The following is a 13,490-nucleotide window of genomic DNA, read 5'->3' on the forward strand; positions in this document are numbered from 1 at the left end:
CGTTTCTAGACGGTCGGCTTCGCTTTTATTTATCCAGCTGCGCCTCCCAGAAACTCGGCAAACTTCGGTTCCTCCTTCAGAAGCACAAACCGCTTCTTTGTCGGATCCTCCAGTTTGCTCGTTTCTAGACAGTCGGCTTCGCTTTTATTTTATCCTGCTGCGCCTCCCAGAAACTCGGCAAACTTCGGTTCCTCCTTCAGAAGCACAAACCGCTTCTTTGTCGGATCCTCCAGTTTGCTCGTTTCTAGACGGTCGGCTTCGCTTTTATTTTATCCAGCTGCGCCTCCCAGAAACTCGGCAAACTTCGGTTCCTCCTTCAAAAGCACAAACCGCTTCTTTGTCGGATCCTCCAGTTTGCTCGTTTCTAGACGGTCGGCTTCGCTTTTATTTATCAAATTGGCATTTAAGAAAAGCGGTAGTTTTTTGCTTTTCTATCATATATTAAAATAGCAGATTGAATTGGGAGTGTTTATTATGGGAAAAACTAAACATCCAGGACCTCAGAAAAAAGCGGCTATGCCGTCACCAAAGCATTGGGTTAGCCCAATTCCATTTGGACTGACAAAGGTTAAGCCTAAACATATAAGAGACACTATGAAAATACTTTGGGACAACAAAGATAATATCGGATATGCGACAAATATCCTTACAAAAGGTGTTTGTGATGGATGTGCGCTTGGTGTTTCAGGACTCTATGACCAAACTTTAACTGGACCGCATATTTGTACGACAAGAATGAATGTTCTTCGTTTAAATACAGCTGGTGCAGTAAAATCAGATATTCTCCATGCAGATATCGACGAGCTGAGAAAATATGACAGCACCCAGCTGCGAAAGCTAGGACGTATTCCTTACCCGATGATTCGCCGGAAAGGGGAGCGTAAATTCTCTCGGATCACTTGGGATGATGCGATGGACATGATCGCTGAAAAAATGAAAAAGCTGGATCCAAAGCAGTACGCGTTTTACTTAACTAGCCGGGGAATTACAAATGAATCCTACTATGTAGCAGGCAAGGTAGCCCGGTTTCTTGGGACAAATAATATCGATAACGCGAGCCGTATTTGCCACTCACCTTCTAAAACAGCGTTAAAGCGCTCAATTGGCGTTGGTGCTTCGACCTCAAACTACCTGGACTGGATTGGAACAGATGTCCTGTTATTCTGGGGAAGTGTGGCATCCAACAGTTCTCCTGTTTCCACAAAATATATGCTTGAGGCGAAGAAAAAGGGAACTAAAATCATCGTTGTAAACCCTTATAAAGAGCCAGCAATGGATGAATATTGGATTCCATCAAACCCAGAATCTGCCCTATTCGGGACAAAGATAGCAGATGATTTTTACCAGGTTAATATTGGTGGAGACATTGCGTTTATGCATGGAATTATGAAGCACTGGTTTGATATGGAAGAAAAGCAGTACGGAGCTGCAATCAATCACCAGTTTGTGAACGAACACGTGAATGGCTATGATGAACTAAAAGCTACCGTTCAGGAACAAGCATGGGAAGATATTGTAAAATCATCCGGCGTGCCAAAGGAACGAATTATTGAACTGGCTGAGCTGCTCGCTAATAGTAAAAATGCAGTCTACGCTTGGGCCTTGGGATTAACCATGCATTCGTTTGCAACAGATAATATCTCTCAAGTAGCCAACCTTGCCTTGCTGCGTGGACACCTTGGCAGAGAGCATGCCGGCCTTATGCCATTCCGCGGACACTCTTCTGTTCAGGGAAGCGGTGAGATGGGTGCAGACCCATTTGTATTGCCAGGCGGGGATTTTTATGGTGAGAATATCGAGCGTATTGAAAAATTATGGGGATTTGAATTGGAAAAATGGCAAGGAGATATTGTAGGAGTTACCTTGGAAAATATCGTGCTGCCAGAAGACCACGAACGAAAGATTAAAATGTATTACATGTCAGGCGGTAATTTTCTTGAAACGATGCCAGATCCTGACTTTATCGAAAAAGCTTTATCTGAGCTTGAAATTCGAGTGCATCAGGATATCATCCTGAATACATCAACACTTGTTGATGCAAAAGAAGCCGTTATCGTTCTTCCTGCTAAAACTCGCTATGAGCAAGAAGGTGGCGGGACATCGACTTCTACAGAGCGGATGGTCTACTTCAGTCCTGAAATCGAAGGCAACAAGAATATGGTTGAAGAAGCTCGTGCTGAGTGGAAAATTTATGTAGATCTGGCCAAACGAGTCAAGCCTGAAACAGCTCACTTGGTTGATTTCAAAGATGGCCAGGAGATTCGTGATGAAATAGCTAAAGCAAATCCAAACTATGATGGAATTCAGGACCTTAAGAAAGCCGGCGATGTTTTCCAATGGGGCGGTGCCTGGTTATGCGAGGATGGTATTTGTCCAACACCGGATGGTAAAGGAAATTTGATTCCTGTCGAAATTCCCGATCTAGGTAAAAAAGAAGGGCAGTTTATTGTGACATCCCGCCGTGGCAAACAGTTCAACTCCATGGTATACAGCGAGGTCGATCCGCTAAATGGAGCTGGACGTTATGATGTATTGATGAATGCAGAGGATGCCCATAAGTTAAGCATTGCTGAAGGAGAAGGCATTGTCTTATACAATGGCTTTGGCGTCTTCCAGGGAAGAGCCAAGTTCGTTGAAATCGCACGAGAAAATGTAGAAGTGCACTTCCCAGAAGGTAACTTCTTGCTTCCTAGAGGCCGCTACGAAAAATTTGCTGGCATTCCAGATTACAACATCACTGTAACACTTGAAAAAGCAGACCGTTTCAACGCCCGCAAAGACGTTGAATTCCAAGAAAAACGCATTGCAGACGATGAAATCGATGCACCAGCATAAAAAATAAGGTGACAGGCACCATCCAGAAAACTGGATGGTGCCTGTCACCTTTTCGGGTTTAGTGGACGATTGGCAGCAGAATGGTGAATATGGTTCCGGATGGGTGTGTGCTGACTTTCATTGTTCCTCCATGGTTTTCTATGATTTTCTTAGAAACAGATAGTCCAAGTCCGGTTCCTTCACTTTTTGTTGTGAAAAATGGGTCGAAGATGTATTCGAGCACTGAATAAGCTATACCAGGACCATTATCGCTGAATCTAATTTCAAGCTTATCATTCTTGATGTCTGTTGCAATTTTAATGGTCAACTCCATTGACTCTCTGGCCTGCAGTGAATTTCGGAATAGATTTATAAATACTTGCATAAGCTCATCTCTGTCGATTTCGATCATTCTTTCAGATGACTCTGGACTTAGCTCGTAGTCGACTTCTATATTATATAGAAGAGACTCGCTGTTTAGGATCTTGCCAAGCTGTTCTGTGATGAAATCTCTAACCTTAATGTATTCAACTCTCGCCTGTGAAGGTCTGGCTAATCTAAGAAAGTCTGTAATAATTTTATTTGCACGGTCAATCTCAGGAATCAACAAGGAACCAAAAAGCTCAGAAGTATCATGGTCCTCTCTGCTCTGGAGCAGTTGAAGATAGCCTCTCACGGTCGTCAGAGGATTTCGTATTTCATGAGCGATCCCAGCTGCGATTCTGCCAGCCAGTGCTTGCTTTTCAAAATCTTTAAAGCGGTTTAAGAAATAAAAGACTCCGAAGACTCTTTTGATCACACCTTCTTCATCGCGGATGATTTTTGTGCTTATAATCCCATAATTTTTGTCCATAATTTCCTCGTTAATTGTTTCATTTCCCGTCCTGATGGCATCAAGCATTAATATTTTTTCATCAGGCAGGTGTAAAAGCTCCCTGATATGCCTGCCGATTATATCATCTCGATTTACTGATAAATCCTGAGCTGCCTGAAGATTGCACATTGTAATAATTCCATCTTTATTAATAGAAACAATATGATGGGGAATGAGGTCCATCATTTCAGCAAGAAGAGCTTCAGATAGATTAAAACTTGATAATTCCTTAACATCTAAATTGGATTTATCTCCAGCTGCTTTTTCAACTGAGGAATACTTTGACTCTAGCTTTGTCACCGGAGGACCATATCTTGAATTTTGGTCGTTAAAGGATTGAGACAGCTGCGAGAGCCTCTCTTTTAGCACTCCATTCTCAATTTTCAACCTATCTAATTCATCATTCAATGATTTCTTCATTAGAGACACCTCATATAAAAATCAAAACCTATCTAAAATATAGTATAACCAAAGAATTTAATCTAGTTGGGAACCCTGAAAGAAGCTATTTTCATACTTAGTTGTTCTTTTTTTGCTAAGTGTGTGCAAAAAACTGCTAATAAGTTTTCGTTAAACCTCTTGGTGGTATTTACGTTGTAACAGGGCAAGTGAATTAAGTACCTGCTGACACACTGAAAGTTTAAGTATTACATAAAGCACAATAAACATCTTAGTTAAAAAATATCTATAAGGAGCCAGTCTATGTCCAAAGAAGAACACCATAAAACATCGAGAAAACGTATTCTCATTTTGTTTATTGTTATTTTTGCTGTTTTCCTAACACTCCTGTTTCGTCTTGCTTATATTCAGTTGTTCAACAGTGAAGTATTTGCAAAGATCGTTGTAAAAAAGGAGGTAACTGTGTCGGGTCCGTCTGCCCCGCGAGGTCATATTTTGGATCGGAATCATCAAACCATTATAGGCAATGAACCGCAAGATTCGCTTCTTTATATGAAAACTCCAAAGACGACAATAGAAGAACGGCTAATGCTGGCTCAAAATCTGGCAAAATTAATCGATTTGGATGTGCCAGACCCAAAGCCGGAGCAGATCAAGGAATACCTGGTTTTGGAGAAACCCGAGCAGGCAATGGCTAAACTCAATCATGAAGAGGTACAGGCTGTAAAGAAAGGGAAGCTTTCTGAAAAAGACCTTCTTCTCCTTCAAATGGATAAAGTAACAGAAGCTGAACTGAACAGTATCACAGCTAATGAGAAAGAAGTCATTCACATTAAGGGGCAGCTTGATAGCGCGCCAATGCTAACTCCTTCTTTTGTAATAAGAGGAGTGACCGAGGAGGAGTTTGCAAAAGTTGGTGCTCGGCTTGATAAACTTCCAGGAATTATGCTCGGAGCTGATTGGGATCGAATTTATCCTAATGACAAGATTTTTCGTTCTGCCCTAGGCCGTGTTTCCTCAGCAGATCAAGGTCTTCCTAAGGAGAAGAAGAAACATTATCTTTCTAGAGGATACGGATTGAGTGATCGAGTCGGCCTTAGTCAATTGGAGCTTATGTATGAGGAAGTTCTTCAAGGAGAGAACCCCATCTTCCAATATTCACTTAAAGATAATGGAAGCATTAGAAATATTGTTAATACGTTTGATGGTAAAAGAGGCAATGATATTGTCTTATCTATCGATTTAGAATTACAAAAGAAGGTCGAACAAATCATAATGGACGAGTTGAAAAAAACAAAGAAGCTGCCAGATACAGAATTTTTAGATCGTGCTTATGTGGTGATGATGGACCCGAATAATGGAGAAATACTTACAATGGCTGGAAAAAAGATTGTTGAAAAGGATGGACGCCAGAAATTTAAGGACATATCTTTAGGAACAGTGACCTCGGCCTATGTGGCAGGGTCAGTTGTAAAAGGGGCAACCCTGTTAGCTGGTTATGAAGCAGGGGTGGTACAACCAGGCGATAAACTGATAGATGAACCGCTGTTCCTCAAGGATACTCCTGTAAAAAAATCTTACAGAGATATGGGGCTTGTTAATGATTTAGAGGCAATCGAGATGTCTTCAAATGTGTATATGTTTAAACTTGCCCTTGGAATGCTTGGGGCCGAATATGAAAAAGATATGTCTCTTCCATATAAGCCGGAAGCTTTTAATGAAATGCGCAGGTTGTTTGAACAATTTGGTTTGGGCCAAAAGACAGGAATTGATTTACCGAACGAATCGGATGGCTACGAAGGCAACAAATATAATCCAGGCTTCCTGCTGGATCTTGCGATAGGTCAATATGATACGTATACGCCGATGCAGCTTGTTCAATACGTATCGTCGATCGCGAACGGCGGTAAAAGAATAGAGCCTCAACTGTTAAAAGAAATTAGGGGACTGCCGACTAATCAAGGTGTCGGGCCGGTGCTAGAAGTTAGTCAGCCCAAAGTACTGAACACAATTGATATAGAAAAGGATTGGCTTGAAAGGGTTCGGAGAGGCTTTAAAAGAGTGATGGACTCACCAAATGGCACTGCTTCGGAAAATTTTAGGAATAAAAGCTATGCTCCTGCAGGTAAAACAGGTACTGGCGAATCTTATTATTTAGAAAAAGAAACAGATACTTTGCACAATACGTTTAATTTTTCCTTTATCGGCTTTGCTCCGTATGATGAGCCAAAGGTGGCTTTCTCAGTAGTTGTTCCCTGGCTGAGTGACAATACCCATTCGATCAATAAGAGAATAGCTGAAAGAATTATGGACGAATTTTTCAAAGAGCAATAAGGATACTAACTGGACAGGCTTGCCGCTAGACAGAAGCAGCAGGCCTGTCTTGCGTTTTGGCCGTTATGCTTTGTATTGGTTAGCATGGCTCTGAAGGCTTAATGGAGTTCCTGTTGTTCTTTACTATATTTAACAGCGTGGTTTAATTAAGAAGAATTCTAGTCATGAAATATAATCGATTTTTATGGAATATAACAAATTAATATTGAATAAATGACAGGATTAATGGATGCTAGATAACCAATTTCCAAGAAATTTATTGCTACGGTATGAAACGAGTAAGATCAACCACTAGAAGGCTGGAATTATTGTTAATATGTCCATGAAATGAGCCGGGCTGCATTTGCCCGGTTTTATTGTTGTCCATGAAATGCTTAATTGAGTATCAATCAATTATGTTGAGATGACAGCGTTTACAGCCGTAAATTAGGTCTTAAGTGTCTTGATTTATTTCGGGTTTGGAGTATAATAATGTATCTGTGCGGTAAATAATTCTTTTTTTACAGCTTGTTCTACTACCAGCGAAAATCGCATAGAATTGCTAGGATGGTAGATTGATATCGTTTATAAATGAAGTGTGTTATAATAAGAAGTTAGAGAGAGGTGCCATAAAATGAATAACCTAATTCAAAAATTGCAGGGGATTTCCAATAAATATATTGCCTTTTTCTTTTTTGCGGTGTTCATGCTTTGGATCAAAACATATGTTGTTCAAGTAACTCAGTTTAATCTGGGTGTTGATAATTCACTACAATCCTTACTGGTATTTATGAATCCCTTGGGATCTGCGCTCCTATTCTTAGGGCTTGCGCTGTTTTTTAAAGGCAAAGGAAAATATATTGCCCTAATTGTACTAGATTTATTTTTATCATTCCTAGTGTTTGCTAATGTGGTCTACCACCGGTTTTTCAATGATTTCATTACACTCCCTACATTGACTCAGACTCAAAACTTTGGCGATGTCAGCGGCAGTATTGTGACTCTTTTAAAGCCATATGATATTCTGTTTTTTATTGATGTGCTTATTTTGATTGGCTTACTTTCTTTTAAAGCTGTCAAAATTGAGAAAATTGATATGAAACGCCGCTACGTGGCAGCGTTAATGTTCTTTGCTTTAGGTGTCTCATTCTTGAATTTAGCTATTGCTGAAAAGGATCGCCCGCAATTATTGACAAGAGGATTTGACCGAAATTATATTGTTAAATATTTGGGTATGTATAACTATACGATATATGATGCTGTTCTTAGCACGAAGGCATCGGTCCAAAGGGTTATGGCGGACGGCAGTGATTTAACTGAAGTTATTAACTATACTAAATCCAATCAGGCTGATCCTAATCCAGAATACTTTGGAGCAGGAGAAGGAATGAATGTTGTTTATATGCATATGGAATCTATTCAGAACTTCCTGATTGATTACGAGCTGCACGGGGAAGAAGTCATGCCGTTTTTAAATAGCATGACAAGAGACAAGAATACTCTGTATTTTGATAACTTCTTCCATCAAACAGCACAGGGCAAGACGGCTGATGCTGAATATATGGTGGCAAATTCATTGTACGGATTACCTCAAGGGGCAGCTTTTACAACGAAAGGGTTAAATACCTATCAGGCTGCACCCGCTATTTTGAGCCAGCAAGGCGGATACACTTCCGCGGTATTCCACGGTAACGCAGGAAGCTTCTGGAACCGAAACGAAATTTATAAATCACTTGGTTATGACCATTTTTATGATGCTAATTATTATGATTTGAATACGGAAGATATGGCTGAATACGGGTTAATGGATAAGCCGTTTTTCGAGCAATCCATTCCTTATTTGGAAGCATTGCCTGAACCTTTTTACGCGAATTTCATCACGGTTACACACCATTTTCCGTTTACGATGAATCAAGACGAAGCGACCATTGCACCGCATACTACTGGCAATAAAACGGTGGATAATTACTTCCAGACTGCCCGTTATGCAGATGAGGCAATGAAGCAGTTCTTTGATTATCTAAAGGAATCCGGACTCTATGATAATACGATTGTCATTATGTACGGAGACCATTACGGAATTTCTGAAAATCATAATAAAGCGATGTCTGAAGTAATTGGCAAAGAAGTAACACCATTTGAAAGTGCTGGTTTACAGCGTACTCCGTTATTAATTCATGTTCCAGGAATCAATGGTGGAGTGGTTCATGAGTATGGCGGACAAATCGATTTATTCCCAACGCTTCTTCACTTGTTAGGAATGGAAACAGACGAGTATATTCACTTTGGAACAGATCTATTGTCAGAACAGCATGATGATCTGGTTCCTTTCCGGAACGGAGACTTCATGAGTTCAGATATTTCATATGTTGGCGGTAAATTTTACGATTCATCAACTGGGGAGCTTCTGGAGGAAGAACGATTGCCTGAAGCGAACAGGTATTTAGAAAATGCCGAGCAAAAACTGGCCCTCTCTGATAAAGTTGTTAATGGTGATTTGTTGCGATTCTACACACCAGAAAACTTCACACCAGTTGACCGTTCAAAATATGACTACAGTAAACCAAAGCAACAAGAGTCTAATCAGCCTCTAGAAGATGCAGAGATAATTGTTCCTGCGGAATAAGTATGAAAGCTGTCTGAGAACCTTCTCAGGCAGCTTTTTTATGCAGCTTTTGAGAGAGTCATAAGGAATTTGCCAACAACATATACTTACCCGCTTGAAAAGAGCGGCTACCCCAAGCAAAGTGAGCCAACAGTATAAAATGTCTATGAATAGCTCCAGTTCCATCGGGCTGCAAATGGGGATTCTTAGGAAGCCCATAAAATATAAGAAGGAATGGCTATGAACAGACATGAGGTCGATCTTGAAAAACTTTTCGGCGTTCTAATGATTAATTTAAAATGGCAGAAAATTATCTATGCAATTTTATATTCTTTCAATTCCAAATAAATGATAAACTATAGAAAAAGAAGACAAGTGGGGGCTAATATGATCAAAGCAGTTTTTTTCGATTTAGATGATACACTTCTATGGGATCAAAAAAGTGTAAAGGAAGCATTTGTTGCTACATGTAAGGTAGCTGAAGAGCGTGTTGGTACTGACCATGAAAAGCTTGAAGAAGCAGTAAGGGACGCTGCGAGAGCTTTGTACTCTTCATACGAAACCTACCCATTTACGCAAATGATTGGAATTAACCCGTTTGAAGGACTTTGGGGTAATTTTTTAGATGATCAGGAAGATTTTAAAAAGATGAAAGAGATTGTACCTACATACCGTAAAGAAGCATGGACAACTGGTCTAAAAACTTTGGGCATTGATGATGCTGTGTTCGGAGCAGAGCTGGCTGAGCGCTTTCCGCAAGAAAGAAGAAAGCTTCCGTTTGTTTATGAAGAAACGTTTGAAACGCTGGATGGCCTTAAGGAGACCTATCAGCTGTTGCTTTTAACAAATGGTTCACCAGACCTTCAAAAGACAAAGCTGGAGATTACCTCCGAATTAGTCCCTTACTTTGATAAGATTGTCATATCTGGAGATTTTGGAAGAGGGAAACCTGATCCAACCATTTTTGAGCATGCATTATCACTAATGAATATGAACAAAGATGAAGTTATCATGGTTGGCGACAATCTAATGACTGACATTCTTGGTGCAAACAGAGCTGGAATAAAGACGGTTTGGATAAACAGGCATGATAAAGAACCAAATGATGTTATTCCAACCTACGAAATCAAACACCTTGAAGAGTTATTTCCGATATTGGAAGATATGAAGGTGAAATAAGTCTGGCACTTGGCCAGTTGGATTTTTTAAAAACCGCAATAGTTGCGGTTTTTTTTATTGAGCATATTATGATTGAAACAGGCTACATCGAAAGAGTGATAGTTTGACAAAGTATACTGTAATAGATATAATTACAGTAGAACACCTTTTAAACGTAGATATGATGATTCTTTAGGAGGCAAGCCATGAATAGTGATTTTACTCTTGCCATTCATAGTTTAACCCTGCTCGCACTGCAGCCTGACAGGATGTCAACAAGTGATGCTATTTCAGAGAGCGCTGGGGTTCACCCAGTTCGGATTAGGAAAGTATTAAGCTTGTTGAAAAGAAGCGGCATTATTAAATCCAAAGAAGGAAATGGCGGAGGATTTATTTTTGCATTAGATCCTGGTGAGGTTAGTCTGTGGGAGATATATAAGGTTACTTCTGAAGGGACACTGCAGCCTAAATGTCCTGTGTCAAATGAAAAATGTATTGTCGGGGCAAATATGCACAGGGTTTTATTTTTAATATTTCTAGGTGCAGAAAATCACTTGGGTGAGTATTTAAAGGGATATACCATTAAAGAAATGGCTGACCTTATCAAACAAGGACAATAAAATGGCAGCTTCTTAACCCAATTGTAATAAAATTAATTACAGATCAATTGATCATTTTGGCTATATTCTTACGAATTGAGGGAATAGATGAATAGTCCCTCTATAATAATTATCTTTTTATTAATATACAATAATCATTTTAATAAAGGGTTCTATGAGCAAAAAAACTTTTAAAGAGGTGAAAACGAATGAAGTCTGATAATAATTCCATCTTAAAAACTGGGGATTGGGTCAAGGGAAAGTCAGAAAATGGTGAACTAATCATAGGCTTTATCGAATCACTTGATATTTTAAACGGAGCGGTAAGAGTGTCTGTTGTTAAAAGTGATAATGAAGAAACGGTTGGTAAAAAAATTCTTATGGGCAATAGAGCGGTAAAAGTAATTCCTGATTCCAATGTAAGCAATAAGGAACAGCTCCTCTACTTAGTTGATCTGGCCTTATTAACAGGAGACAAAGAATGGTTCTTTGAGCTTAGCTCAAAGTTAAATTCAATGAAAGAGCTTGTAAAGACAGATCCTAAAAAGCTTACAGGCCAAGGCAGCTTGACGAAAGACGGAAGAAGGAATTAAATTACAAGGTTAAAATTAATCCCCTTGCTGTATACAGCAGGGGGTTTTTAGGTGGAATTAAAATTGACTAACTGCATTTGCTTAATAAATTTAATAAAGATAAGTTTTAAGTGAGTCTCATAAAAACAGTTTACTATAATTCAAAAGGCTCCCGAAGTATTATTCTGGAGCCTTTTAAAGTATAGTACTGTATACTTTTGGGTCTGGGACTAAAGAGGATGCTTGCCAGTAAAATCAATAATATGCTGTGCGATTTCTGAACCTTTTTCTTCTTGGAGAAAATGACCTGCACCTTCAATGGTTATTTCAGGTTCATTGGAAGCAGCAGGGATGATTTTTCGGAAGAAACGATCTCCTCCACGTGTAATGGGATCTGAATCAGAAAAGGCTACAAGTGTTGGCTTTTTCCAGTCTTTAAGGACATCCTTAGCTTTTCTCATTTGCTCAGCTCCAGGATCGTCGAAACTCATTGGAACGAGAAGCGGCCATACTTGGACACCAGCCTTGTATTCCTTGGATGGGAATGGCGCTTCATAGGCCGAAATCACTTGTGCATCAAGTTGGTTGCCAGGTGCCAGGCTCCGGCCGATGAGTTGTCCTATGGGGAGGTCAGGAGTACGCTCTGCATACCTTCTCCAAGTTAAAAAACCTTTAGTAGGAGGGGTTTCACCTGTTGGCAAACCTGTATTCATAATCACCAAACGAGAAATACGGTCTGGCAAATCGGCGAGCACTCCTAGTCCGATTAGTCCTCCCCAATCTTGTACAACTAGCGTTATACGGTCAAGATCCAACCTGCTGATAAATTCTTTAAGAGTATTCATATGCATTTCAAAGGAATACTCATCCTGTTCGGTGTACTTATCAGACCGGCCAAACCCAATAAAATCGGGTGCAATTACCCTGAATTGTTTAGACAAAGGCGGAATCATATGACGATATAAATAGGACCATGTAGGTTCCCCATGAAGGCAAAGGATCACTTCTCCTTCACCTTCATCAATATAGTGAACCCGAGTATCATTGATTTCTAGGAAATTGGGTTTGAATGGAAATCCTTTAAGGTTAGCAAAACGCTCCTCAGGAGTTCTTATTATTGGCATTGGTCTACCTCCATTTTTTATTTATTTACTATTTCGACAATTAAACCCAAATCCCTTTTTATACCTTCTGTTGCTTAAAGCAGATGAAGCTACCGAAGAAAAGGCTGGCATACAAATCAGTAGACCAAAAGTGGGAGAGGTCTGCAGGGGGTTTCATACAAACTTTACCCGTCTTGTTTCTACCTTGGCCTCTTGATAGGCTTGTGTCAGTCCATGTTTCATAATCTCCTCTTTTTGTACAGCTTTAAAGGGCAGGGAGACATGTAGATCAGTTGTTAAAGGGAAAGTGGAAAGTTTAATAGTTTCTTGATTTGTCCACTCTGGGATTATGCGATGGAATTGAGCAAAAGCGAATTTCTGCGGAAAGCCGTTGCGATAAAAGGGATGTTCGTTTGCTTTATCAACTCCAGGTTTGTTAAGACAAATATATAAACTAATATTATCGCAAAATTTTAATAGATCTAGGTGCTCATTGAGTTCTTTTTTCTGAATTGTATTTTCTTCTATCTCTAATTCTTTTAAGAGCATCTGTTGGCGCTGTATTTCTTCTTTCCAATATTGCTTGCCTGCAGGATCTGTTGAGTTTTCTAGAAAGGACGCATAATGTAAGCTGCACAAAAGGCCTGCATACCCACTAATTTCGACTACCTCATCAATGCCTTTTTTATAAGAAGAGATTTTAGGCTCTAGCGGATAGTCCATGAAAGAATATGGTTTTCGATCATGGGAATTCCATAATGGGGATGCGTCTAGATTAATCCAGCCACGATCATGCTGCCGGACAGCAAGAACTACTTCATTTTTCCGATGCAGACCTGGAAAGTCTTCTTCATTCCAGTACTCCGCCACTTCACCTGATACATTTGCATGATCATGCTGAGTTACCATGACAAAGTCTTGTTCCCGCTCAAATACAATCATTTCATTTCAATCCTTTCTGTGGCTGATCTTTAAAAGTTTTGAAAGTGAGCGCTTTCTGGGTATGTCTAAAAATGAACTCTCAGGCATAGAAATAGGATGGAGCAATTAATG

General features: G+C 39.8%; 9 protein-coding genes. 6 read left to right on the forward strand and 3 right to left on the reverse strand.

The genetic code is table 11. The annotated features are described in order from the left end of the window. Window positions 1–474: 474 nt before the first annotated feature. Window positions 475–2,835, forward strand: a complete 2,361-nt coding sequence (locus tag HRJ06_RS01795) for an FdhF/YdeP family oxidoreductase (protein WP_174727818.1) — start codon at window positions 475–477, stop codon at window positions 2,833–2,835. Between the two features lie 58 nt (window positions 2,836–2,893). On the opposite strand, the gene HRJ06_RS01800 is transcribed toward HRJ06_RS01795, so the two are convergent. Next, window positions 2,894–4,108: a two-component system sensor histidine kinase NtrB gene (locus HRJ06_RS01800; protein WP_174727821.1), complete on the reverse strand. Its 1,215-nt coding sequence runs from the start codon at window positions 4,106–4,108 to the stop codon at window positions 2,894–2,896. A gap of 282 nt (window positions 4,109–4,390) precedes the next feature. On the opposite strand from HRJ06_RS01800, the gene HRJ06_RS01805 reads away from it, so the two are divergent. The 5 genes from HRJ06_RS01805 (at window position 4,391) to HRJ06_RS01825 (ending at window position 11,355) form a co-directional block, all read left to right on the forward strand. Then, on the forward strand, window positions 4,391–6,421 hold the full coding sequence (locus tag HRJ06_RS01805; RefSeq protein WP_174727824.1) for a peptidoglycan D,D-transpeptidase FtsI family protein: 2,031 nt from the start codon (window positions 4,391–4,393) through the stop codon (window positions 6,419–6,421). Window positions 6,422–7,034: 613 nt separating this feature from the next. Then, a complete protein-coding gene (gene ltaS / locus HRJ06_RS01810; protein ID WP_174727827.1) occupies window positions 7,035–9,026 on the forward strand; it encodes a lipoteichoic acid synthase in 1,992 nt (663 codons plus the stop codon). Between the two features lie 366 nt (window positions 9,027–9,392). Next, on the forward strand, window positions 9,393–10,184 hold the full coding sequence (locus tag HRJ06_RS01815; RefSeq protein WP_174727830.1) for an HAD family hydrolase: 792 nt from the start codon (window positions 9,393–9,395) through the stop codon (window positions 10,182–10,184). A gap of 185 nt (window positions 10,185–10,369) precedes the next feature. Next, complete coding sequence (locus HRJ06_RS01820; protein WP_174727833.1) at window positions 10,370–10,783, forward strand: RrF2 family transcriptional regulator; 414 nt, start codon at window positions 10,370–10,372, stop codon at window positions 10,781–10,783. A gap of 188 nt (window positions 10,784–10,971) precedes the next feature. Further along, window positions 10,972–11,355, forward strand: coding sequence for an IDEAL domain-containing protein (locus HRJ06_RS01825; protein WP_174727836.1), 384 nt, complete (start codon window positions 10,972–10,974; stop codon window positions 11,353–11,355). A gap of 209 nt (window positions 11,356–11,564) precedes the next feature. Here HRJ06_RS01825 and HRJ06_RS01830 read toward each other — a convergent pair whose 3' ends face one another. Both HRJ06_RS01830 and HRJ06_RS01835 read right to left on the reverse strand, forming a co-directional pair. Continuing rightward, entirely contained in the window at window positions 11,565–12,458 is an 894-nt protein-coding gene (locus tag HRJ06_RS01830) for a haloalkane dehalogenase (protein ID WP_174727839.1), read from the reverse strand. 153 nt (window positions 12,459–12,611) lie between these two features. After that, window positions 12,612–13,379, reverse strand: coding sequence for a DUF3891 family protein (locus HRJ06_RS01835; RefSeq protein WP_174727842.1), 768 nt, complete (start codon window positions 13,377–13,379; stop codon window positions 12,612–12,614). Between the last annotated feature and the right edge of the window lie 111 nt (window positions 13,380–13,490).

This window comes from Mesobacillus harenae, assembly GCF_013343715.1.
In the GTDB taxonomy this organism is placed as follows: domain Bacteria; phylum Bacillota; class Bacilli; order Bacillales; family Cytobacillaceae; genus Mesobacillus_A; species Mesobacillus_A harenae.